This window comes from Bacillus sp. AFS029533, assembly GCF_002585125.1.
Taxonomy (GTDB): domain Bacteria; phylum Bacillota; class Bacilli; order Bacillales; family Bacillaceae_G; genus Gottfriedia; species Gottfriedia luciferensis_B.
The window spans coordinates 16,908-41,654 of sequence record NZ_NUQC01000022.1 but is presented as its reverse complement, the minus strand read 5'-3'; the positions used below and the strand labels follow the sequence as shown (position 1 = coordinate 41,654).

Genomic DNA, 24,747 nt, shown 5'->3' with positions numbered 1-24,747 from the left:
CTATTTCAAAGTTACTTAAATTAAAGAAACAGCAAGGTTAGGTTCCCAATTTGTAGGTAACTAACTTACAGAAATACTTGAATAATTTTCTTGTGTAGGTGGGGACAATAAGAAGGATGTCTAGGGTGTATTTTCTTGTTGAAATTTTTTAAATAAATAATTTTACCTTTAAAGAGCCACCTGGAGTTGTAATCAACTAACATATTCAAAATAGCAAAATAAGAAGACATCCTTTATAAAACATATGTCTTGAGGTGGTATGATGAAAAAAAATCGTAATATAAAGCGTTTAAAAAAGGATATTCAAGAACTTGAGTCCTCCGACATACTGCTCCAAAATGGTCAAGATTGTGAACTCGAACAGAATATATACGTGAATGAAGAGCTTTTGAAACAAGTTTTTGAGAATTGTTCCGATATTGTTTTTCGTCCAATCCTCGTAAATGGGCAAACCAAAATGCTTCTAATTTATATAGATGGATTAGTGGATACAAAAACATTGGATCAGGTTGTTTTAAAACCAATGATGTACGAAGGAATGCCTAATGGACTAAAGAGTGTGGACTCAATAGGGGATATCATGCATGATCGGCTTATCGCTGTTTCTCAAATAAAGACGGTTTCAAAGGTTCGTGAGGTTATAGATGAAATAATGAAAGCTAATATCGTCGTTCTAACATACGGGGAGAATCAAGCTCTAGTTGCTGATTTAAAAGGGTTTGAAAAACGTAGTATTGAAGAACCATCTGCCGAAATCTCTGTTCGTGGGCCTCGTGATGGTTTTACAGAAACGTTAAGAGTCAATACGAGTCTTATTCGTCGAAGAATTCGGAGCCCAAGACTAAAAATGGAACCCTATACGATTGGGGATTTATCTCAGACAGATGTGGTTATTGCTTACATTGAAGGAATTGCTCCAGATTCGGTATTGGAGGAAGTACGACAAAGGGTCGAGCGAATTAAAATTGATGGGGTATTAGAGTCAGCCTTCATTGAAGAGTTTATCGAGGACCAACCTTTTTCTCCCTTTCCTCAAATTCAGAATACCGAGCGGCCGGATGTAGTGTGTGCAAGCCTATTAGAAGGGAAAATCGCTATTTTAGTAGATAACACACCATTCGTTCTGATCGTTCCTATGACATTCTGGACAGGTCTACAAGCAGCGGAGGATTATTATGAACGATCCATTTACACAACCTTTGTTCGATGGATACGTTTTATTTTAATCAATGTTTCTTTATTTCTTCCTTCCCTCTACGTTGCGATTACAACCTTTCATCCGAAATTGATCCCAACAAATCTACTTATTAGTATTGCATCGGCGCGAGAAAGCATACCTTTCCCGGCTGTCATAGAAGCACTGATGATGGAATTTTTGTTTGAGGGTTTGAGGGAAGCAGGCGTTCGATTGCCAAAGCCGATTGGATCAGCAGTTAGTATCGTGGGAGCACTTGTCATCGGACAAGCTGCCGTGCAAGCAGGCATTATTTCGGCACCATTGGTCATTGTTGTGGCTACAACTGGTATTGCGTCGTTTGCTTTTCCACGCTACAACTTGGGAACAGCCTATCGTATGTTACGCTTTCCGATGCTGCTATTGGCAGGGATGCTTGGGCTGTATGGCATTGCTATAAGCACCATTGCGATTGTGATCCATCTTACAAACATTCGTTCTTTTGGTATTCCTTATCTAAGTCCGGTTGCTCCTCAGATTACTCGCGATTTGAAGGACGTTTTACTCCGAACACCTCGGTGGAATATGACTCGTCGTCCATTAATGATTTCGGGTGAGGATAAAACGCGTATTCCAGATGGACAACAACCAGGTCCAAAACGGGGGAAAGAGACAGAATGAGCAAGCACAAGTTACTTTGTATGATGTTGATCGTTTCTTTATTTTTCTTGACGGGCTGTTGGGATCGTACCGAGTTAAACGACCTGGCAATAGAGTTAGGTTTGGGGCTTGATCAAGCGAAAAATAACAAGCTTGAAGTCAGCGCTCAATTTATCATACCTTCAATGATGGGGATGGGCCAGAGTGGAAGAAGTGATTCAGGAAAACCGTTTTTTATAGAATCGGGTACTGGAAGAGACACACTTGAAGCTGTACAAAAGATGCAAACAAAATTGTCAAGAGAAGTCTTTCGAGGGCATCATCGTGTGATTTTGATTGGAGAACCATTAGCTAGACAAGGTCTTGCTAATGTATTAGATAACTATAGCCGCGATCCTGATATTAGATTACGAGCAGATGCGCTCGTAGTAAAAGGAAGTTCTGCAAAAGAGTTTCTGGAAGCATCTTCCCCTTTAGAAAATATCCCGGCAATTGGGGCACAAAAAGAACATGCGCAATCGGGTGGATTAGGAGACAGTTCTTTAGTAAATTTTCTTATTGCCGGTGCTAGTGATGGAATCAACCCTATCCTACCCGTTATTAAATTGATCTCTAGTTCTAATGACCAAGATCAACCGGGTGTCAAAGAATTTCAATATGTAGGTGGAGCGGTTTTTAATAAAGACCTTAAATTGATAGGATATTTAAATAATCAGGAAGAATCAATCACACTTTGGGTGGCTAATCGTTTAAGTAAACAGACTATTACAGAAACTGTCCCACAGGGGAATGGAAATGCCAGTTTATATATGACAAAAATTGCTAGTAAAATAAAGCCCAGTATTCACGGGAACACCATCAAGTGTGACATTGTTCTTTCTGGTGAAGGAACCATTCAGGAGAACAATACGAATTTAGATATTACGCAGCCTAAAAACCTTACCTTTTTAGAACATGTATTGGAAAAAAAGGTCGAAAAACAAGCTCTCCAGACAATCGGAAAGGTTCAAAAACAATTCGGAACCGATATCTTTGGCTTGGGAGAAGCTATTCATCAAAGTAATCCATCCAAATGGAAAGTACTAAAGAAGGAGTGGGACAAACAGTTTTCAAAAGTACAGGTCTCTGTCCATGCAAAACTGACTATTCGGCGAGTAGGTCTGACCGGGCCATCTTTGCAGGTAAAGCAAAATGAAATAAAAAAATAAGGAGGCAAATGGATTGTGAGAAATTCAATGAAAATCTCTGGCACGCAAATTTTTTGGATGATGTTCACATTAGAAGTGGGACAAACAATTCTTCTGATCATCCCATCTACGATTCGTACTGTCAAACAAGATGCGTGGATCTCGATGGTGATTGCAGGGCTTGCTGGGATTGCCATTACTTTTCTAGCAACCAAACTCAGTTCGCTTTATCCGAATCAAACCATGATTGAATTTAGTCAAACACTTCTCGGCAAATGGCTAGGAAAGCTGATGGTGATTCCCTATTTACTTACATGGTACTGGATTAATGGGATAACAGTCCGTGAATTTGGTGATTTTATTATTACATCGTTGTTTCATAATACACCTCTGTGGGTCATTGTCTTTCCTGCCATGTTACTGCTTATTTTTATCATATACCAAGGTGGTGTGGAAGGCATTGGACGCTTAAGTGAAATCTTTGGACCGATGGTGCTTTTAATGATATTGTCTGTAATCATTTTGAATCTTAGCAATATGAATTGGCATTATATGCTACCTATTTATCAAGATTCTGGATGGCTTCCAATCCTTAAAGGATCCTATACCCCTGTAGCCGCTTTTTTTGGAGAGTCTGTCATGATGACAATGTTCGTCTTCTTTATGGACAAACCGGACAAAGCGTCATCAAGAGCGATGTGGGGAGTAGGACTGGCAGTTTTCATTGTAACAATTGGAACATTAGCAGTGATTTTAACATTCGGTCCGAATTTGCCTTCAAGGTTTCTTTATCCAGTTTACGATTTGAGTCGGTACATATCTGTAATGGGATTCATTCAAAATGTGGATATTCTGATTGTTATTATTTGGTTCTTCAGTATTTTTGTTAAACTGGCGTTATATATGTTTCTCGCTTGTTATGGAACAGCACAAATGTTTCACCTAAAGGATTGGCGAAAAGTAGCTTGGTTTGTTGCTCCTATTTCGTTAATCATGGCTGTGTCGATTAAAAATATCCAGATATTTACCCATTATTATTACATGTTTTTCGTGATCCCAATTGCATTTCCCGTCTATGAGCTAGGGATTCCCTTGCTGTTGTTGGTGGTTGACATGATTCGAAGAAAAATTGCTTAGCCCAATGGGTAGCTTGATTAAATGTAATGTTAAAAGGCTTATATACCCATGAAAAAAATAAAACCTCCTTGATCTACTTAAACCCGATCGGCAAACCAAGTTTAATAAGTCAAAGAGGTATGATGCATACTTAATGATGTTTTCCAGCGATTCGGATCTCGCTTCGCCTCACTTACTAGACGGTATTGTGTTTTTTCTTCTGGGACTCGTTTATTTAAAATAGTTTGTCCTTTTACTTCTATAAGAAGAGTATTTCCTTGGTATAATTTAAGTGTTTGAAATTTTTTACAGATTCCGCAGATGTGACCCGACCTGTAGAGCCATTTCCTGAATCTGCCGAAGCAGGAATATCAAATTGTAAATTGTTCCCTTGGCGGTATGTCCAATAGCCTTGACCCAAACGCGGACGAACTATTGGAGAATCCAGTCTTCCTGAAGTTTTTGTCCTTTTTCATAAGTAACTAAAGGCTGAATTTGCCATGGACGGAATGGATATGCTTGTAGTACTCTGGCTGTGTGAGACCAGCTTGTATCCTTCACTGCTGAAACCCACTCTGTTCGATTAGAAGGCAACTGCAGTAAGTCTTTATACATTATATTCCAAGTGTCCTTTTGATACGGACGTAAATCATAACGGACATCTTCAGCAACTGTACCACTATCTGATTTGTAACTCATGTCGATCTTAACGAGTTCATTGTTAGACGGTTTATATTTTAAATTCTCTGGAATCTGGCCTTGGTGAACATCCACCAAATCATATACATATGGTGAATATGGTACACCTTCAACAAGCAGGTGCAGGTTACCGGAACGTGCTGCTGCAATCACTTCATCGCCTTTACTCTTACTGATTCCAGTAACGGTAAGTGGGATGTTCGTGCCACTTGGATTTCCTGGTGAATTTGACATTAACGGTTGGAATTCCGTATCTTCATAGTTTACGATAATCATCAGTTTTGCACCAGCGGCAATTGCCGTAGTGGCCTGTGCTTGTGTCTCAGGGATATACTCTGAAGGCTTACCTTTCGTGCTACGATCGACGACAACTACTTTGCCATTTGCGTCCAGACCCTCATAGTCGGCTGGTGTTCCTTTTCCCGCATAAACCGTTTCTAAGTTATATTTACCTTCAAGAGGTGTAGTTCCATACTCCAGCATATCATCCAACACTTTTTCTTTAAATTGGATCTCAAGTTGAGGTTTTATTAAATGCCAGCGAGTCAGAAATTCGAATTCTCCTGTCTTAACTTCCTCTGTTGGGACAGCATATATTTTATTAACGTTAAAACCAACCATATATGAAGCGGTCATTTCATTGTCACCAATGATACGGTGGTATTGAACGCGACGAAATTTTGATTCTGTCTTCTTCGGTACTTCAGCTGAAATTTCTTTTGCATTTCGTGCATCAAGTTCCACGGTTTGAGGACCGTCTACCTTGAATTCAGGATTACCGACTAATACTTGACTAACATCATCGGTACCACCGCCTACTGCTAGGAAGGCCATGGCTGAATACGTACCAGGTGATACACGAATTGTTTCTGTTCCGTATACATCTATAAATGTAGGTTCCATGTTTTCGCCAACGATTCCGACTCTCGCATATTTTTGCTCTCCATTAAAGTCCTTAGCGTTAAACGTTAGCGGATACTTCTCATCTTCTTTCTCTATTCCCATTGAAGTATGAGTCACTTGCTTGCCTTCAGAATCAGTTGCTGTTAGGTGCCCCTCATAACGACCCCAGTTACCAAGCTTCGGATCTACTGTAACTGTTATTGTCTTTGTACCATTAGCTGGAACCGTGATCTTGCTCTCAGAAATGGTTAACATACCATTTGGTACAGCATCACCTTTTGTACTCTTAAATTCCGCTTGAAGATCTAGAGTGACAGCGGAGTCACTGTCGTTTGTATACGTGACTGTTTTTTGTATAGGCTGCGCATGATCGTATGGCCACTGAAGGAAGCCGAACGACAGAGAACCCGTTGCACGAACAGTGCTGTTTAGAGCTGCAGGTATATCCAATCGACCCGTACCGATATGATAAGGCGAGTAATCTAATCTTTTAGAGGTATTCATCAACGCTTCTTTTAGCTGAGTGCCATTCCACTCAGGATGCTTCTGAAGAAGGATCGCAGCAGCACCCGCCACATGTGGGGTTGCCATGGATGTACCACTCATACTTATGTAAGATCCGCTTCCTTTTGTTAGTCCAGATCGAGCAGCAACAATCCCAGTACCTGGTGCAGATAGGTCAGGTTTCAATCCACCATCTCCAAGACGAGGTCCTCTTGATGAGTAAGGAGCAATTTTGTCTGCCTTATCCACAGCACCGATCGTTAAAGCAGCATCTGCAGCTCCTGGTGAACCGATGGATCCTTCGCTACCATCGTTACCGGCTGCAATAACAAATAGTGCACCTGTTTCTTCACTTAGGTTATTTACGGCTTGGGACATCGGGTCTGTTCCGTCACTTTTCCCGCCTCCCAAACTCATGCTTACAATCTTGGCGTTGTGTGCAGCCCATTCCATACCGTCAAGAATCCATGATTCGAAACCGCGTCCTCCTTTGTCTAACACTTTACCTACAAGCAAACGTGCTTCAGGAGCAACTCCTTTGTTCTTGCCATCAGAAGCAGCACCTGTCCCTAATACCGTTGAAGCAACGTGTGTACCATGCCCGTGAAAATCATCAACCGTTTCTCCAGGTACAAAGCTTTTTGCCTCTTCTATTTGATTTACAAGATCGGGATGATTAAGATCGATGCCTGAATCAAGCACTGCTACCTTAACCCCCTTACCTGTATAACCGGATTCCCATGCCGTTGGGGCACCAATTTGAGGTACGCTTTGTTCTAATGTGGCTTCCACACGACCATCAAGCCAGATCTTTTCAATACCCTCATCAAATAATACTGATTTAGAATTTGGGTTTTGGGTAGCCTCAGGTGTGATATCCTTCCAGAACGTCTCCGCTTCTTTTTTAGATGTTGCAAGAGCGGCACCATTAATACTTTCTAACACTCGAACCTTTTTTGCTCCTTTTGGGGCCTTCTTTGTTTGGACGGAGCTTGCTGTGGACTCTGTGTATTCCTTCTTTGTTTGGACGGAGCTCGCTGTGGACTTTGTGTATTCTACGATAATTGGCAGGGAAGAGAGACTTTTATCATCATAGCCTTCCGCTATTAATTTCGTTACATTAAACAAATCCTCGTCCAGTTTGTCAGCAGCCAGATAAGGTATAGCTGAATCTGGTATGACATACGAATCTTCACCAATTGTATACATTTGTACGCCTGCGTTCGGATCGGCAGGTTCCACGTCTATAGCTCTTTTACCGTCTTCAATCATTTTAACCTTAACGACGTCACCCGTAATTAAGGTAATGGTATGCTCGTCGGAACCGCTCAAAGCGTTAACAAGGGCAGCACTATTAAGTGTTTTGTCTAATGACGATTTATCATAGGCTTTTACGTTATAAGACGAAGAAGCAAAAACAACCGTAGATAAAGAGGCAGCTAAAAACGTATTCAATTTCATTTTTTTCATCATACATCCTCCTAGTAGATATGAATATGTTACAAATGTTGAGAAATATCTTAAAGTAGAATTGAATAGTGTACATTAAGAGATTCCTAACAGGTTAAAAGAAACACCTTCTGGACCAATTACCGATTCTGTATCAGAGATATGTAGTTTCTAGCTGTATATGAAATAAATTGGTAACATCGAATTTAATAGATTTGTATATCTTTTTGCTCTTTTGCTATTACTTTAGTGGAAAGTACCGAATGAATATTGAGGCTGCTGAAAAATGCCATAGAAGTTGCTTTCTTCATTAATGAATAATTTTGATAAACTTTTCAGAATACTAGTAATCAACTATCCTTTCTTAAAATTTTGAATTTCCCATACTGATTTTGCCTCTTATTAGAGTAATAGTTTCAGTAAGTCTAAGATTTAGAGATTCATTGCAAGTGTTGATAAGCTGCTTTAGTTCAAGTTCTTGGCTACTGCATCTTATATTAAAAACTTTATGGTTTTACGAGTTTATTGTAAAATCATGAAATATTATGGTAACCATAACAATATTTTATTGATATTCGGCACTATACTAATATGCAAAATACAAAAAATCTGCTTCTGGCAAAAAGATAATAAATGCAAATGAATTGATGGTTAAACGAGTGAAAAAGGAAAAATATGAAGTTTATGGAGTTGGGTTATGGAGAGATTTTGAAATTAGTTAAAAGGCTTTCTTATGCAACTAACGCAAACGTTAGATGAATTACAATGACTGCTAAAGCGGTTTTTTTTATTACCCTAACGGGTAGTTCAATTTAATAAAAAGCAGTTACATAGCTCCTGAAAATGCATGATAAATATGCCTTTTTTGATACTTCTTATAAACCCATTATTACATAATATCTTAATTGTCAATAGATTCATTTATAAATCCAAGTCAAAATCTATATTAATAGTTGATTGATAGATTTACAATGTAATCATATTAAAAATTATTAAAAATATAAAAAATTGTAAAAAAATAGGTCGCTCCCCCTTACAAAACCCCATTTGTCATCCTAGTCTAACAAATATATAATTCTTTTAAAATTCAATGTTACCCATTCATTTCATATACAGCTAGAAACTACAAAACTCTGATACAGAAATGGAAAAGAAACTCACGTTGTTGAACCTTTAAAGGGGACTTTTTGTAAAATTAAAAGACATTATGGTAACCGTAACATTATCTTATTTTACCAGTACGAAAAATTTTGATAGATGGAGAGTAGCTATTATGGAATTAAGACATCTGAAAAGTTTCAAATTCGTAGCAGAGCACTTAAATTTTACAAAGGCTGCGCAACAGTTAAACTTCACACAACCTGCTGTAACCGCACAAATTCAGACGCTGGAACAAGAATTGAAACGGGAGTTATTTATACGAATAGGAAAAAAGACTTTTTTAACGCCTGAAGGTGAAATCCTTAAAACATATGCGGATCAGCTTTTTTCCATAGTAGAGGAGATTCAATCATCATTCGCTGAACTTTCAAATTCGTCTGAAAGTGTAACGATTGCTGCTGGTGAAAGCTATTGCACAAATTATTTTCCCTATGTTATTTCTGAATATTTAAAGCTATACCCACATGTACAAATAAAATTGATTTCCTGTAAAAGGGATGAAGTTATAAAAGGGGTAGAATCCAAAAAATACGATATAGGGATTATTTCAGGTGAACTAAGTAAAAATGGATTTTCAAATATCGTGATTGCTGAGGAAGACATAGTTTTAGTGGCTTCTAAAGATTTATATGATAATTATCCGGAGGACCAATTACTGACGAAATTTCCTTTAATTAAATATCGAGATGACGGATATTATGAATCTATGATAGAGAAATATTTGAGACAATTGAAACTCTCACAGCAAAATGTTATAGAATTTGGAAGTTTAGACGGGATCAAAAAGGCCGTATTAAATAATATTGGAGTAGGGCTGGGAACCAATGGGTGCATAAAAAAAGAAATTAGTAATGGTGATTTAATCCCAATCTTAGTTACTAATAAAAAGGTGAAAATAAAAACCTCTATCATTTCGTTGAAGGAAAAAGAAAATTTAGTAATAATTCAATCTTTTATTAATTTAATTCAAAAAAATTGGAACAGCATTTCTACAATTGGGTAAAAAAGCCTAACGCTATTCATTTAGTTGTGATATAACACTGATATTACTGGGGAAGTAGTTGAGTTATGACAAGTGGAACGGAACGGATGCAATAACTTTAGAACAATTGCTATGAATCTTTAACTCTTGAACATACTGATACAATTATTCTAAAATGCTGGGTAATTGGTATGGAAAAACAAAATTTTTTTCAAATGGAAGTATTCAAGCTGACATTATTTTTTAACGGTGAGATGCTATCTACGGTTTTCGTGATTAGGTGGAAATGATGGGGAACGAGGCCTATCCATTACTCACACAATTATTATGCGATGGGAACATCAATACTGTCCTGAACTGAATAAGAGAATCTTTCGTCAACTCAAACAAGGATAATGGATGTATTTACATCGTGCAGTCAATTCAAGAGGAAATACCATTGACTTTTTCCTTAGTGAGGGATGCCAAATCAGCCAAGCGCTTTTTTGAAAAAAAACTTAGCTTTTTCGTATGTTGCCAGACCACTTGTAATATAACCAGATTTTTTGGATTGTGCAGATTAGTATTGTGCTGAATATCAATAAAATAATGTTATGATTACCATAATATTTCATGATTTTACAAAAAACGTGTAAAAATTTAAAGTTTTAATATAAGATGCAGTAGCCAAGAACACTAATTTTAGCAGCTTATATTATTTATTTGGTTCTTGTGCAGAACTTCAAAGCACTTGCAATGAATCTCTAACTCTTGGACATATGGATAATATTACTCTAAAAATGAGGTATGGTCGGTATGGAAAATTCAGAATTTTAAGAAAGGAGCAGTTGGTACAGAAGGTATAGAAATAGTAACTGGCTTCCTGAATGCTTTTGTAGCAGCAAAGTCAGCTACTTCTATAGTAGTTAAGTTGCTTCAGCTGTCGGCGAAAAACAAACTCTGTTGGGTGATGGTGCAAGAATCAGGAAAGGCAACAAATTCTGGAATTTAGAAAAAAATGAATACATTGATATTTCGTTTGGCGTAAAGCATGATGAGTCAGCAACAAATGATTATCAAGGTGTAACATACTCTGCTAATCTATCTGTAATAGCTAAACAAAAAGACGATGTGCTTTATACGAGTAATGTAATGATCATAAGCAGGTACAGCAAATGGTACGTAAAAACCTCTGTTGTGCAAACTATAGTTAGATCCTAGATAATTTCATGATTCCCAAGAACCGGTGACGCTTCATTATGACGTTGCTGGTTTTTTACGCTTTATATTTCTATTCTTTAGGAATAAGCGGAGAAAAGGGGTTGCAGATGATACTTTGGATTTGAGCGTCGACCAGCAGTTGTGATGAGAGTTGACGAAATTAAGCAAAGTGGCACAATGGAGCGCGGCTTCCAATTAATCATAAAATTACTTTAAAAATCAAGGACGTTCATCTACTTGCCAATTACACTGTAACATATGCAAAAGATAATAACGGGGCAGCTAAATTCGGCAGTCATATCAAGATAGAATTCTTACTGGAGAGTTATTTGGATGGAGGGGTATAGGGGTGGCTACTTTATTACAACAGATAACAAAAGAGATAGAAGAAAAGAGATATGAATTATTTGATATTAATAAGCGGTATGGATTACTTCATTCCAAAACCATTCAATGTAGTCAAGAGCTAGATAAGTTATTAAATCAGTTATTCAAAGAAAGGCATGTTGGGATGTGGTTTTAAGCCAACCTATATACAAAATTTATCAATTGTAAAGGCTTCTTTTGATGTTTTTCTTACAAATTGAAGTAACTTTATTCTAGTATTTAGTGATTATACGTAAACTCATCATCATCTCATGTAGTGCCAATTGCAGACTATACATGTTGAATGTGTGGCTGAGCTTGTATTAAAATAAAAAGCCTTTGCCAAAATCAGAATAGACAACTGACAAAAGGCACGAACAGGGAAAAGGAAAAAGGGACAATCGCAGTCACCTCAAGCCTTTTCCTTTTTTTATTTATCAAGACTTTATTCGAAAAATAATAATTTGCTAAAAAAAGTAGAATGAAAAATGAGAAAAAGCGGGTTTTGTAGCAAGGTTTTATATTGAATAGGAAATATGGGAACGGAAGAGTGTGGCTTTGTTCACGTATATTTGAATCAAATAAATTCTATTCCTGCAACTTTCACAGATCGAATGGCAGTATTTTCTTGCTGAATATTTATATCCAAAACATAAACTACTGACCAGGGAAGAATACCATTATAGTCCTTTCCTTTTCCCCCTGAGCTCAGCAAAACAGAAACAGACAAACTCTTAAGCTCTACCAGTTACTCATTATCCAATAGTGAAACCTACGATTTGCTTAATTAATTCTGTCTAGAGAAATAAATAGATGGTATCTATGATGTTAATCAAGCATTGGACTACTTCAGTCTGAAGTTGTTAATTGGAAGAAAATGGTAAGTCGCAGTCGTTTCTCTTTGTGTTATTTTAATCATAGAGACTCAAATGTATTATTTTGAGTGGGGTTTTCTTTAATAAAATAAAACCAAAAAAATTAATATTGATGGGATTAAGTGAGGTGATCACCATGCTTGAGGGACAAATAATCAAATTCTATCGTGAACGTCAGAGCATGATGCAGAAGGATTTAGGAATTGGAATCTGTTCGAGTACACATATTAGCAAAATTGAACGGGGATTAACAGAAGTTTCTAAAGAAACGATAAACTTGCTGTCAAAGCGCCTTTGTATTGATATGGAAACAGAAATTAAAACTTACATTGGTCTAGATTCCCTTTTAAAAAAATGGCATGAATCGATTATTTTAAAATTGAATAAAAAGGCTGATAGAATTAAGAAACAATTAGAGGCTATTGCTCTTCTACAAATGCCGGTTATTTATCGTTCCTATACGCTCGTACTCACAAGATATTATTTATTGATAGGGCAGGGGCATGAAGCTAAGTCTCAAATTGATGAAATGGACAAATGGTCTAATCTTTCACCATATGAAACAAACATGCTTCTTCACATTAAAGGGATCAATGCATTGATGAATAAGGAATATTATAAGGCAATTTCATATTTTCAAGGAATCGATATAACCTATTACAACAACCAAGAGTACTATTATCATTTGGCTTTTGCCTATCATTCTCTGAATTCACGAGTATTGGCTTATTATTTTGCCGAAAAGTCCCTGCGCTTTTTCACAGAAGTGCGCAGTCTTACGCGAATGATTGAAGCAGAATTGCTTATGCTGATACAAGTAGAGCAGGACGAGTTTTACGATCCAAAAAATACGGAATACCAAAGATTAATCGAGATGACCGAAAACATTGGATTAGACCATCAAAGAGCAATGCTGTCTCACAATCTTGCATACCAGAAAGTTCGCCAAGGAAATTATGATAAAGCTTGTGAATACTATAAACAATCTATGGACATAAAAGATCCTCATACAGCCCTTCATATAGCCTCTTTGGAAGGCTATATAAATGCATTAACGAAACAAGGATCGAAATCAACCGAAGAATTGCTCCAATTGGTCGAAAAGGGTATTGCTCTTTCTGAAGAAATAAGCGATCCAATCTATATACATTTCTTTTATTTACATAAATATAATATTCAAAACGAAAAAGAGCTTTACTACCATTACCTTGAAAAAGAAGCATTTCCTTATTACCAGAAAATGGAACATGTTCGCTTGATTGAACATTATGGGATAAAGTTGTTCGACTATCATATGGAAAAAGGCAATGTCGAAGAAGCAAATCAATACGCAGCGTATCTCGTGGAAAAATACCGTAGAAACGATAAATTTGCTTGATTTTTAAACTAATACCTTTTAAGGAAGTCATGTTACTACGTACATTTTAAAGAAAGGCTGTTTTCGAAAAGTTTGTAGCTTTAATCATGGGAGTTGATTGTAGCGTAGGCACTTTACTCCTTCGGGAAATGGGAAACCTAGTTAAATGATTCACGTAAGGGATCATTAAACCCCGCAGACGGTAGCACTGAGGAACTCTATCCCTCCCTGTGGAAAGTAATTGCCTGTAGTTGAAATCAGCGGACAAACTATATAGTCAAAAACAATTATTAATGCAAAAAGAGCCTAAAGAAAAGCGAAATCGTTCTCTTCATGAAACGGCACGGAAAGATTTAATAATAGGTGGTAACAACACTTATACATTCGTTTATGAGGAGAATATGTTTTTCACGCAGAAAAAAGCATCCTCTTCTTTTTTATACTTTCCATTGCTCCATATTTACACTTCTTATACCCTTAATCACAAAATACCTTAATTGTCAACAAACTGATTTAAAACCCCAAGTCAATCTATTAAATTATAGCCCTAAGTCAAAATCTATATTAATCGTACGCTGAATATAGATTTGCAATGTCATTATTTGTCGAAATATTAAAAAGATTAAAAAATTGTAAAAAATTGTAAAAATATAGGACGGTTCCCTCGTAAAAACCCCATTTGTCATCCCAATCTAGCAAATATATAATTCTTTTAAATTCAATGTTACCTATTCATTTAGTACACAGCTAGAAACTACATAACTCTAATACAGAATCGGTAATTGGTATAGGAGGTGCCCTTTTCATCTTGTTAGCAATCTTTTAATTTACCCTATTCAACTATGAATCATATTTTAAGATATTTCTTACCATTTGTATCTTAATTTATATCCACTAAGAGGATGTTTGGTAAAAAAAGAAATTGAAGACGTTACTAGCTGCAACATGATCCACGGCTATCCTTGCTTCACTAATTGATGAAAATGCAGTTAATGTTGTAATACCCATCGCAAAACCTATTTTAAAGTTAATGGAAAGGAGACTAAAGGATTATTTATGTAAATTCAATCTAAATATGGAGGGATAAACATGATAAAAATCACCAAAAAATTGCTTACATTGTCGACAGCTTTAATAGTTACCGTAAGTTCATTTGCTGCACCAGCTGGAAATTATATTAAAGCTTATGCAAAGGACAATATTGAGACAAGCTATAACCCCGAAGCTAAAGAAGTAATAGAGAATAAAATAAGTCCAGAACTTATAAAAGAATTTGCGAATAACTCTCAAACTACCTTTCTTGTAAAATTTAAGGATCAGGTAGATACAGTAAAGGTCGCTAAGGAAGTTAAGGCTAAGAATAAAAATCTATCAAATGTGAAAAAAGAGTTAGTAGTACGTTCATCAATCGTTTCTGAATTAAAAATTAAAGCAGATTCATCACAGAGAAATTTGAGGAAGTATATTGAAAAAGAAAAGAATAACGGAAATGTAAAGGATTTTAATTCATTTTATATAGTAAATGGTATGGTAGTTACAGCAACAGAGGCAGTTATGAAAAACATAGCAGATATGCCCGAGGTTGAAAGTATAAGACCTAATGGAATTACAAAGTTAATTGAGCCTGCAAAAACTACTGAAGCTACTATTACAGCGGCTAATAATGTAGAATGGAACCTTGAAAAAATTGGAGTGCCTGATGTTTGGAGTTTGGGAATAGATGGAACAGGAATAGTTGTTGGTAGCATAGATACAGGAGTTCAGTGGGATCACCCTGCATTAAAGACAAAATATAGAGGATTTGACCCAGCTAATCCAGATAATCCAAATAATGAATACAATTGGTTTGATGCAACTGAAAATAACGGTTCAGCACCATACGATAATGTAGGTCATGGAACCCATACAGTAGGTACTATGGTTGGTTCAGAACCAAATGGTACAAATAAGATAGGTGTTGCACCAGGAGCAAAGTGGATTGCTGCTAAGGCATTTACAAAAGATGGTGGAACAGATGAAGATTTAATAGAAGCTGGTGAATGGATGCTTGCTCCTAAAGATAAAAATGGAGTACCACATCCAGAAATGGCTCCTGATGTAATTAATAACTCATGGGGAGGCGGTCCTGGAATAGATGATTGGTATAAAACTATTATAACAAATTGGAGAGCAGCAGATATATTCCCGGAATTTTCAGCAGGAAATACAACCCCTTACAATTCTGGTGGACCAGGATCAGTCGCTAATCCTGCAAACTATCAAGAATCCTTTGCAACAGGAGCGACTGACATAAACAACAATTTAGCTGGCTTTTCTTTAAGGGGACCATCACCATATGGTGGAATACTTAAGCCAGATATTTCAGCACCTGGAGTTAATATAAGATCATCAGTTCCAGGAAGTAAATATGAGGGTGGATGGAATGGAACCTCGATGGCAGGTCCACATACATCAGGACTTGTAGCATTATTACTTCAAGCCAATTCTTCTTTAACAGTTAGTGAAATTGAAAAAATAATAAAGGAAACAGCAACTCCTTGTACTAACTCTGAATATCCTACAAATCCTAACAATGGATATGGATATGGTGTTATTAATGCATTTAAGGCTGTAACATCAGTTATGCAAGGAATTTCTGAGATTAAAGGCCAGGTATTACAAGATGCAGAGGATACAGTTCCACCAACATTTAACCATACACCTGTTACAGTGACATACGAAGGATTGGAACAAAAATTAAAAATAGATGTACAGGATAATGTAAGTGTTGAGTCAGTTGAGCTTCAATATAGAAATTCTGCAGATGAGTGGACAACAGTGGCAGCTGATAGGAAGAGTGGGGACTACAAGTCAGGAAGCTATGAAGCTGTAATTCCAGCTGATAGAGTAGTATCAAATCTATCTTACAGATGGAGAATTGTTGACTTTGGAAAGAACGAGGTTACAAGTGATATCTATACAATACTTGTTAAACCTGCAATTACAATAGGATACTTTAATGATTTTGAAGCAAATATAACAGGATGGGAAAACGTCTTGGAGGCTCCATTTAAGGATCAATGGAACTGGGGAAAACCAACAACAGGACCTAATGCAGCAGTCTCAGGAGAAAAAGTTTTAGCTACTAATCTTGAAGGAACTTATTCAGAAAATGAAAGAATGCTAATAAAATCACCTCCTATTGTCCTGCCAAATGGAAGTGCTTATTTACAGTTTAAAAATTGGTATGATGTAGAAGAAAATAATGACCGTGCGTTTGTTCTGGCTAAAGGTGATGACGATGATAATTGGTATATATTAGCATCATATGGAGGCACTAAGACAGAAGGATATTCAAATGAGGAAATAAATCTTAGCGAATACGCAGGAAAGAAAATAAATATCGCATTTGCCTTTATATCTAATGACTCCAATAATAAGCAGGGATGGTTTATAGATGATGTTAGATTAACAAACAAATCTTTAGCACCAGGTGGCACATCAGCTTTAAGAAGCAGACCTAAAGAACAGTTTAGTTTAACAAACCTGTTTGCAGCATCAGGTGATACATCCGCTTTAAGCAACAGCCCAAAAGAACAAATAATAAATTCTGCGGAGACAAATGCTGAGATAACGAAAATTCCATTATCAGCTACAGTATCTATTCTTGAAAATGGTCGTTCAACAAAAACAAATCCGCAAGACGGATCATATAGTTTTAAGGTTAAAGAAGGAGAGTATACACTAAGAGCTGAAAAGTATGGATACTATCCACAGGATAAGCAGGTTCAAGTAGCAGCTAACCAAGTTCTTGAAAATACAAACATTACAATGGCTCCAATACCTAAGGGAACAGTAACAGGTAAAATCATTAATGCCCAAACGGGAAAACCAGTTAAAAACGCAAAAATTTACTTAATTGAGGATGCAGCAGTAGCACCAGTTACGACTGATGCAGAGGGTAACTACTCAATAACTGGATATGAAGGTAAATATACAGTACAGGTTATTGCTGAGAATTATTTTGATGAGAGATTTACTGTAGATATTACGGGTAATGAACATGTGTCGCATGATATTCAGCTAAAACCATTTATAAATTTCCTAGGAGAGATAGGCTATGATGATGGAACACCAGAATATTCAGTGGCTCAATGGGAAGCAGGAGGTGGCTATGCAGTAAGAATGTCACTTCCGGAAGGACAGACCAAAGCAATAGTAACCTCTGGATTATTTATGATTGATCCAAGATCAGGTGGAAATACATTTAAGGTGGCAGTTTATGATGCAAGTGGACAGGATGGCGCCCCTGGAAAAATGGTAGCAGGACCATTTAGTGCAACTACTACTAGGGAGGCAGGAAAATGGACAGTTGTTGATTTAACCTCAGAGCAAATAGTGGTAACAGGTGATTTTTATATGGTTTTTATACAGGATAAGTTTGCTCCTCAAAGCCCACAAATTTCATTGGATAAAAATAACCCAATAGTAGCACAAAGATCATGGTGGTTTGTAAAGGGTGGTCCATTCACTTTAGCAAATAAAGATTTTGGAAATATGATGATTAGAGCAACAGTTAAACAGGAAGCACTAGCTCCAGGTATAACATCACCAGCGGACAGCTCATATTTGAATAATGAAAACGCAACAATAAAAGGTAAGGCAGCTCCAGGAATGGACGTTCATCTATTTAGCGGTGATAAAGATATAGCAAATGGAAAGACAAATGATGATGGAAGTTTCTCAATTGATGCTGTACTTCAAGAGGGAGTTAATATTCTAAAGGCGAAAACTATTACAGAAATCGGATCTACTCCTTATTCGAAGGAGATAAAGGTTATAGTAGACAAGACAGAACCAGTTTTAGAAATTACAAGCCCACAAAATAACGCAAATATAAATGATCAGGTTATAACTGTAACAGGAACAGCTAAAGATGATTATTTAGATTATGTTGAAGTTAACGGAACAAAGACAGACATAGATTCAAATGGGAATTGGACAGTAAAGCTTATGTCCAAGGAAGGGGAAAATGTAATAAATATTGTTGCTAGAGACAAGGCAGGAAATGAAACTGCAAAGAGCATAACAGTTAATGTAAAATACTCAATACATGAAATTAAAAATATAATGCCATCGAGTGATGTAATATTAAAGGCAGATCAAACATTAAAGGTCGAGTTCGACAGTGAGCCTGGATTAAAAAAGGCAGTATTTACAATTAACGCTCCGATTAACGGCATAACAAGTGCAGTATATGTGCCAACAGCAAGTTTAAACAACTTTGAGGTAGTTATGACCGAAGTAAAGGATGCAAAAGGAAATGGCACTGGACACTATAAGGGCAACTGGACAGCAACTAAGAAGCTTACATTAAACGGTGCACAAATAGTGGTAAAAGTTGAAGATATGTATGGAAATTCATTAAGTTCCACGGCAGCAGGAAAGCTATATGTAAATTGCAAACCAATTCCTAAGCCTGTTCCAGACAAAACAGCACCGAGTATTCCTTTGGTAAGTAAGGTGACATATACAGGAATATCTGGAAAAGCTGAGATAGGTTCCAAAGTATACGCTAAAGCAGGCAAATTAATCATAGGTTCCTCAGTTGTAAACAGCAAAGGAATTTATTCTATTACCTTCAAAAGTCAAAAAGTAGGAACAATCATTAATGTATACGCAGTAGACAAATCGGGGAATGTTGGAGTGGCAAAAAAGGTAGTAATAAAAGACATAACACCACCAGCAATTCCTTCTGTTAAAAGTTTATCTAATACAAAAGTAACAGGGAAAGCCGAACCAGGTGCTAAAGTTTATGTGAAAAAAGGAAAAGTAATCATTGGTTCTAGTACTGCTAACAGTAAAGGAATTTATACTGTTTCTTATAAAAAACAAAAAGTGGGAACAGTCCTTTACGTTTATGCAAAAGATAAAGCAGGGAATACAGGTAAAGCGAAAAAAGTTGTAGTGAAAAAATAAATTAGGTTCAATACGATCATTCAGAATGCAAATGAAAAAGTCTTAGATTACTCCATTCGTTTGATTGGTCTTGACCTAAAAAAGAAACAAGTACAGCAACTGGTATGCTTTGACATCATATGTGTAACTACTGATAGATCCTAGTTGACTTACATGATAGCAAGAACCGGGTGGAGGGGTTTAGGGATGGCTACTTTATTACAACAACAAGCAAAACTTGAGGTAGAGAAAAAGAGAAATGAATTATATAATTTTTGTAAGCAGTATGGATTTCTTCATTCTAATACCATTCAATGTAGCCAAGAGTTAGATCAGTTAATAAATCAGTTATTTAAAAGCTTTACGGCTTTTAGGGAAGAGCGGTATGAGTACTTAATAATTTAGATACCAATAAACTGATCTTGTAGTACTTGGCACCAATTCGTATTCATACTAACGGTCGAATGTCCTTTATATTTAGAGATTAGATGTAAACTCAACATCATCTCATGTATTGTCAATTACGTACTGCGGACGTGGAGTGTATCTCGCAACTCATTTTAAAAGAAGGCAACTAACCCTTGCGGTTGTTGCCTATTCTTGTTCTTCGAAAGGATTTACAAAGTTGTAATGAATACGTAGATTACCTTCAATGCTACAGGTTATTTTATTCACCAAAGAGTACAAGATTTGAGGAGTTAAATCATCTAGTAATGAAACGTCTTTAAGCTTTTTTCCTAAATCAATTGCATAGTTCTCACTTTCGCACTCTTCAAGCTTTTCTTGATACTCAATCTTGGCTGTTTCGAGTTCAGCTACTTCCTGGTCTATCTGCTTTCTATATTCAACCAGTTCTTCTCGAGATATAATTTGGTCAGCGTACATATCATCAAGGTAATCTCTCTTTCTAGAACGTAATTTATTTGCTTTATTTTTGATTTTTGTTAGTTCGTTTGAAATCGAAACCTTCTTTTGATCCAATCTTTTGTGTAAACTCTTTATAAACTCATCATCTTGAATGGAATGGAATAACTCCTGTAGATCCTCTAGGATAATGTGTTTTAGCTCTTTCTCACGGATAACTACTCTATTTAAACAGAAAGGATCACCGTACTTAATATTACCTCCGCATCTATACACTTTTTGATTTGCCTTGTACCACATTCCTTTTTGGCAATTTTCACAGAACAATACATTAGTGAACAAATGACATTCCTTATCTCCGAATTTGTCCATTTCCACGAATCACGTATTTTGTAGAAGTCAATGCAGGAAGTCCCATTGGTCCCCTTACATGTAGCTTTTGCGTACTGATGCCGATTTCTGCACCAAAGCCGAATTCAAAACCATCAGTAAAGCGAGTCGAAGCATTATGGTAGAGAGCCGCGGCATCTACGGACGTGAAAAACTTGTTCACACTTTCTTCCCTTTCTGTAATAATCGCTTCGGAATGCATGGATCCATAAGTATTGATGTGGTTAATAGCTTCTTCAACAGAGGAGACCATTTTAACTGCCAGCGTGAGAGACAAAAATTCAGTTCCCCAGTCTTCTTCTGAAGCAGGTACAATAGAAGAATCGATAGCCAGTGCCTTCTTATCTCCACGTAACTCTACTCCTTTTTCCTTTAAGGAAGAAAAGAGCTCTGTACCAAATCGGTGCGCCCACTCCTCATGAAGTATAATTGTTTCAATTGCATTACATACAGATGGTCGCTGTGTTTTTGCATTTATAATAATATCAAATGCCATCTGTTTATCCGCTGTTTCATCAATGAATATGTGACAATTTCCCGCACCTGTTTCCAATACAGGAACAGACGCTTCTCTAACTACAGTATCTATTAGCTGTTTGCCACCTCTTGGGATAAGAACATCCAAATACTCATTTAATGTAAACAGCTGCTTTGCACTATATCGTGACGTATCTTCAATGAGCTGTACACTTTCTGGAGGCAAGCTTGTTTGTTTAAGGGCTCGGTGAATGACAGCTACGATGGCTTTGTTAGAATAAGTAGCGGAAGAACTGCCACGCAAGATAACTGCGTTTCCTGTTTTCAAGCAAATTGTGGCCGCATCCACAGTTACATTCGGTCGCGCTTCGTAAATCATCCCGACAACACCTAGTGGCACACGCATTTCTTGAATAGACAATCCATTCGGTCTTTCCCATGTGGTTACACATTCTCCAACAGGATCACGCAAATCAATTAGCTGCCGGATACCCTCTGTCATATCAATAATGCGCTGTTCATTCAGCGTAAGGCGGTCAAGAATAGAAGCGGACATTCCTTTTGCTTTACCTACTTCAATATCTCTTTTGTTCTCCTCCAAAATATAAGGTGTTTCTATTATCAATTGATCCGCAATCGCAGCAAGTGCCTTGTTTTTTTGAACTGTGGATTTTAGAACAAGTTCTCCAGCTATCTTTTTCGCTTTTTGTCCCTTTTCTAATACTTCATTCATCTTCATTTCCCCCTTTTAAAGATTCAAAATATAAAAACTTGAGGCATGTTTAACTTTGATAACTTGGAACGATCATCCAAGACTCTTCTACATAGATATTAGGTGAATCTATCAGATTTAGGACGGAGGATTCCGCCCTCTTTACGTGAACGGATCCTCTTTCTTCTTAAAATGAAACCCAATTATCCCTATGAATGACTTCATAGCTATGTCTTACGCCTTGAGCCTGAATGAAGTGACTCTGCATCCCTTTTATATCCTGTAGTTCCTCTGCACTATATCTACATAGACCTTTCCCTATCAAGAGTCCTTGTTGTGTGATGACCTCCACAACTTCGCCCGCTCGAAAGAATCCAGACACATTAGTAACACCAGCAGGAAGAAGACTTTTTCCATGATGAATGATGGCAGAGGCTGCCCCAGCATCTACTTCAATTTGTCCATTAACAAGTGAATGTAGCGCGATCCATTGCTTGTTCATCTTAATCACTTTTTGAGGAGCATTACCGATATACGTTCCATCACCTTTACCCTTCAAAACATCTAAAAACTTCTCCTGTCCACGTCCTGTTCCGATAAATACACTCACTCCAAGAGATAGTGCTGTCTTTGCAGCATCGATTTTTGATCTCATACCGCCAGTCCCAAGTTTTGAGCCCGCATCTTCAGCAAGAGAAGTAATTTCTTCCGTAACCTCAGGGAGGAAATAATACTTTTTCGCGTCCGCATTTTTCTGAGGGTTTTGGTCATATAAGCCGTTCACATCCGTAAAAATCATGAGCATATCCGCCGAAACAAGCCCACTCACTAAAGCTGACAGCATATCATTATCACCAAAAGTCAGCTCCTCTAAAGAAATTGAATCATTTTCATTGATTATTGGAAGAGCGGAACGATTAAGTAGCTCTCCTAAAGTGGCATATGCATTACTGTATTGATCTTTTCTAGAAAAATCACTTCTCGTCAGCAAAAGCTGCGCGGTAACGATACCATATTTACGAAATTCCTCCGTATACGCCTGCATTAACAGACTTTGTCCTACAGCCGCGGCAGCCTGCTTCCCTTTAATTGTTACAGGTCGACTTGGATACCCAAGAGCAGAAAAACCTGCAGCAATTGCCCCAGATGTAACCAGCAACACTTCATGTCCTTCCTGTTTCAATTTCGCCAAAGCAGCAACATGATCAGAAAGCTGTTCCTCAGAGATACCTCCATGATCAACTGCCAAGGAACTGCTTCCAATTTTCACGACAATTCGTTGTTTTTTCACTTTTGTACCTCCTATTCTAAATGCGAATTTTTTTGTAAATTAAACTTTTAACATGCTATTTAGCAATAAAGAGCAAAATAAAAATGACCGCTTCGCCCTTAATAAAAAGGACGAAACGGTCATTGTTCCGCGGTACCACCTTTATTGATATAAATATATATATCCGCTTGACACCTATAACGAAGGTATACGCCTAAACTTTCGTTTAAGACTCAGGGATAGGTTCCATACTTTCTATACGAGGAATCTTTCAGCCGGTGAATTCCACTCTCTTTCGCAAGAAGATATATGTACTAGTTCCCTTCGACGATTTTCAATTTGATTTTTATACATTATGCAATATAGCGCGTTTTTATGTCAAGAGGCATTTTTAAAGTTAAATTAATTTTCAGAATAAAACTGATTTCTATATTTTTTTATATTGCAAAAAACAATGTACTCTCTTAAAATGGTTTTTTATATTGTATGGGATATTATTAGTTTTTTCAGAATAATAATTTCGAACCGATATAATTTATTTTAGAAGGAGCAAAATTGAGTAAATATGGATAAACAAATTGGATTCATTGGATGCGGAAATATGGGGATAGCTATGATTGGTGGGATGATAACCAAAAATATAGTGCCTTCGGATAAAATAATTTGTTCTGATTTAAACCATTCAAATTTAAAAAATGCTAGTAAAAAATATGGTATAACTACAACTACTGACAACAATGAGGTAGCTAAAAATGCTGACATTTTAATTTTATCTATCAAACCAGACCTATACTCATCAGTAATTAACGAAATAAACGAACAGATAAAAAACGATGTTATAGTCGTAACTATCGCTGCAGGAAAAAGCATTAAAAGTACTGAGGAAGCTTTTAATAAAAAATTAAAGGTTGTAAGAGTAATGCCTAATACACCGGCTCTTGTTGGAGAAGGAATGTCTGCGTTATGTCCTAATGAAATGGTTACAGAAAAAGATTTAGAGGATATACTGAACATTTTTAATAGTTTTGGCCAAACAGAGATAGTAAACGAAAAATTAATGGATGTTGTAACATCTGTAAGTGGTTCTTCGCCAGCATATGTATTTATGTTTATAGAAGCCATGGCAGATGCTGCTGTATTAGATGGTATGCCAAGAAATCAAGCATATAAATTCGCAGCTCAAGCTGTATTAGGCTCTGCAAAAATGGTACTGGAAACGGGAATTCATCCAGGTGAATTGAAAGACATGGTTTGTTCCCCAGGTGGAACGTCAATAGAAGCTGTAGCAATATTAGAGGAAAAAGGCTTAAGAACAGCTATCATTTCAGCTATAAAGCGTTGTACGCAAAAGTCTGTTGAACTATCCAGTCTCATCAAACATATGTAAAACAAAAAAAGGCGATTTTTTGTTCAGTTTTGAACGTAGGCTTAAGTAGGGGGAAGGGTAGAGGGATTGAAGTAGTC

Annotated in this window: 15 protein-coding genes, 1 pseudogene and 1 other annotated feature; of the genes and pseudogenes, 12 read left to right on the top strand and 4 right to left on the bottom strand. The window is 36.9% G+C overall.

The genetic code is table 11. The features are described from left to right. The first annotated feature begins 259 nt into the window (after positions 1 to 259). From COE53_RS13410 to COE53_RS13400, 3 genes are read left to right on the top strand one after another with little or no spacing between them, the layout of a single operon-like run. Positions 260 to 1,855: a spore germination protein gene (locus COE53_RS13410; protein ID WP_098948246.1), complete on the top strand. Its 1,596-nt coding sequence runs from the start codon at positions 260 to 262 to the stop codon at positions 1,853 to 1,855. Continuing rightward, entirely contained in the window at positions 1,852 to 3,042 is a 1,191-nt protein-coding gene (locus tag COE53_RS13405; protein WP_069035385.1) for a Ger(x)C family spore germination protein, read from the top strand. The genes COE53_RS13410 and COE53_RS13405 overlap by 4 nt, the downstream gene beginning before the upstream one ends. 27 nt (positions 3,043 to 3,069) lie before the next feature. After that, positions 3,070 to 4,158: a GerAB/ArcD/ProY family transporter gene (locus COE53_RS13400; RefSeq protein ID WP_069035431.1), complete on the top strand. Its 1,089-nt coding sequence runs from the start codon at positions 3,070 to 3,072 to the stop codon at positions 4,156 to 4,158. A 411-nt stretch (positions 4,159 to 4,569) separates the two neighbouring features. On the opposite strand, the gene COE53_RS13395 is transcribed toward COE53_RS13400, so the two are convergent. Then, positions 4,570 to 6,945: a S8 family peptidase gene (locus tag COE53_RS13395; protein ID WP_254664644.1), complete on the bottom strand. Its 2,376-nt coding sequence runs from the start codon at positions 6,943 to 6,945 to the stop codon at positions 4,570 to 4,572. A gap of 475 nt (positions 6,946 to 7,420) precedes the next feature. On the opposite strand from COE53_RS13395, the gene COE53_RS24380 reads away from it, so the two are divergent. From COE53_RS24380 to COE53_RS13355, 8 genes and pseudogenes are all read left to right on the top strand, one after another. After that, the gene (locus COE53_RS24380; protein WP_254664643.1) at positions 7,421 to 7,630 is read left to right on the top strand and encodes a hypothetical protein; all 210 of its coding nucleotides are present in this window, start codon (positions 7,421 to 7,423) and stop codon (positions 7,628 to 7,630) included. 1,335 nt (positions 7,631 to 8,965) lie between these two features. Next, complete coding sequence (locus tag COE53_RS13390; protein ID WP_098948245.1) at positions 8,966 to 9,856, top strand: LysR family transcriptional regulator; 891 nt, start codon at positions 8,966 to 8,968, stop codon at positions 9,854 to 9,856. Positions 9,857 to 10,021: 165 nt separating this feature from the next. Further along, positions 10,022 to 10,343, top strand: a pseudogene (locus COE53_RS24375) (DDE-type integrase/transposase/recombinase); the annotation flags it as partial. Between the two features lie 886 nt (positions 10,344 to 11,229). Continuing rightward, complete coding sequence (locus COE53_RS24370; RefSeq protein ID WP_353616544.1) at positions 11,230 to 11,382, top strand: TasA family protein; 153 nt, start codon at positions 11,230 to 11,232, stop codon at positions 11,380 to 11,382. Between the two features lie 2 nt (positions 11,383 to 11,384). Further along, positions 11,385 to 11,558, top strand: coding sequence for an aspartyl-phosphate phosphatase Spo0E family protein (locus COE53_RS13370; protein WP_254664642.1), 174 nt, complete (start codon positions 11,385 to 11,387; stop codon positions 11,556 to 11,558). An 854-nt stretch (positions 11,559 to 12,412) separates the two neighbouring features. Then, a complete protein-coding gene (locus tag COE53_RS13365) occupies positions 12,413 to 13,654 on the top strand; it encodes a helix-turn-helix domain-containing protein (RefSeq protein WP_098948244.1) in 1,242 nt (413 codons plus the stop codon). A gap of 1,068 nt (positions 13,655 to 14,722) precedes the next feature. Further along, a complete protein-coding gene (locus COE53_RS13360) occupies positions 14,723 to 19,591 on the top strand; it encodes a S8 family serine peptidase (RefSeq protein WP_098948243.1) in 4,869 nt (1,622 codons plus the stop codon). A gap of 186 nt (positions 19,592 to 19,777) precedes the next feature. Beyond that, positions 19,778 to 19,975 (top strand): aspartyl-phosphate phosphatase Spo0E family protein, encoded by a 198-nt coding sequence (locus tag COE53_RS13355; RefSeq protein WP_069035380.1) that lies wholly within the window; start codon positions 19,778 to 19,780, stop codon positions 19,973 to 19,975. Positions 19,976 to 20,164: 189 nt separating this feature from the next. Here COE53_RS13355 and COE53_RS13350 read toward each other — a convergent pair whose 3' ends face one another. From COE53_RS13350 to proB, 3 genes are all read right to left on the bottom strand, one after another. After that, positions 20,165 to 20,806 carry a recombinase zinc ribbon domain-containing protein gene (locus tag COE53_RS13350; protein ID WP_069035379.1) on the bottom strand — a complete coding sequence of 214 codons (642 nt, stop codon included), beginning with the start codon at positions 20,804 to 20,806 and terminating at the stop codon, positions 20,165 to 20,167. Continuing rightward, positions 20,787 to 22,034: a glutamate-5-semialdehyde dehydrogenase gene (locus tag COE53_RS13345; protein WP_098231558.1), complete on the bottom strand. Its 1,248-nt coding sequence runs from the start codon at positions 22,032 to 22,034 to the stop codon at positions 20,787 to 20,789. The genes COE53_RS13350 and COE53_RS13345 overlap by 20 nt, the downstream gene beginning before the upstream one ends. Positions 22,035 to 22,200: 166 nt before the next feature. Beyond that, positions 22,201 to 23,304, bottom strand: a complete 1,104-nt coding sequence (gene proB / locus COE53_RS13340) for a glutamate 5-kinase (RefSeq protein ID WP_098948242.1) — start codon at positions 23,302 to 23,304, stop codon at positions 22,201 to 22,203. Positions 23,305 to 23,407: 103 nt separating this feature from the next. Next, positions 23,408 to 23,620, bottom strand: a binding site (T-box leader). A 228-nt stretch (positions 23,621 to 23,848) separates the two neighbouring features. Between proB and proC the strand changes: the two genes are divergently transcribed. After that, positions 23,849 to 24,670 carry a pyrroline-5-carboxylate reductase gene (gene proC / locus COE53_RS13335; RefSeq protein ID WP_091023051.1) on the top strand — a complete coding sequence of 274 codons (822 nt, stop codon included), beginning with the start codon at positions 23,849 to 23,851 and terminating at the stop codon, positions 24,668 to 24,670. The last annotated feature ends 77 nt before the right edge of the window (positions 24,671 to 24,747 follow it).

Coding starts and splice junctions, on each gene's coding strand:
- COE53_RS13350 (WP_069035379.1), bottom strand. CDS start 20,806: ATGGACAAATTCGGAGATAAGGAATGTCATTTGTTCACTAATGTATTG.
- COE53_RS13365 (WP_098948244.1), top strand. CDS start 12,413: ATGCTTGAGGGACAAATAATCAAATTCTATCGTGAACGTCAGAGCATG.
- COE53_RS24380 (WP_254664643.1), top strand. CDS start 7,421: ATGACATACGAATCTTCACCAATTGTATACATTTGTACGCCTGCGTTC.
- COE53_RS13345 (WP_098231558.1), bottom strand. CDS start 22,034: ATGAATGAAGTATTAGAAAAGGGACAAAAAGCGAAAAAGATAGCTGGA.
- COE53_RS13410 (WP_098948246.1), top strand. CDS start 260: ATGATGAAAAAAAATCGTAATATAAAGCGTTTAAAAAAGGATATTCAA.
- COE53_RS13360 (WP_098948243.1), top strand. CDS start 14,723: ATGATAAAAATCACCAAAAAATTGCTTACATTGTCGACAGCTTTAATA.
- COE53_RS13405 (WP_069035385.1), top strand. CDS start 1,852: ATGAGCAAGCACAAGTTACTTTGTATGATGTTGATCGTTTCTTTATTT.
- COE53_RS13400 (WP_069035431.1), top strand. CDS start 3,070: ATGAAAATCTCTGGCACGCAAATTTTTTGGATGATGTTCACATTAGAA.
- proC (WP_091023051.1), top strand. CDS start 23,849: ATGGATAAACAAATTGGATTCATTGGATGCGGAAATATGGGGATAGCT.
- COE53_RS13355 (WP_069035380.1), top strand. CDS start 19,778: ATGGCTACTTTATTACAACAACAAGCAAAACTTGAGGTAGAGAAAAAG.
- COE53_RS13390 (WP_098948245.1), top strand. CDS start 8,966: ATGGAATTAAGACATCTGAAAAGTTTCAAATTCGTAGCAGAGCACTTA.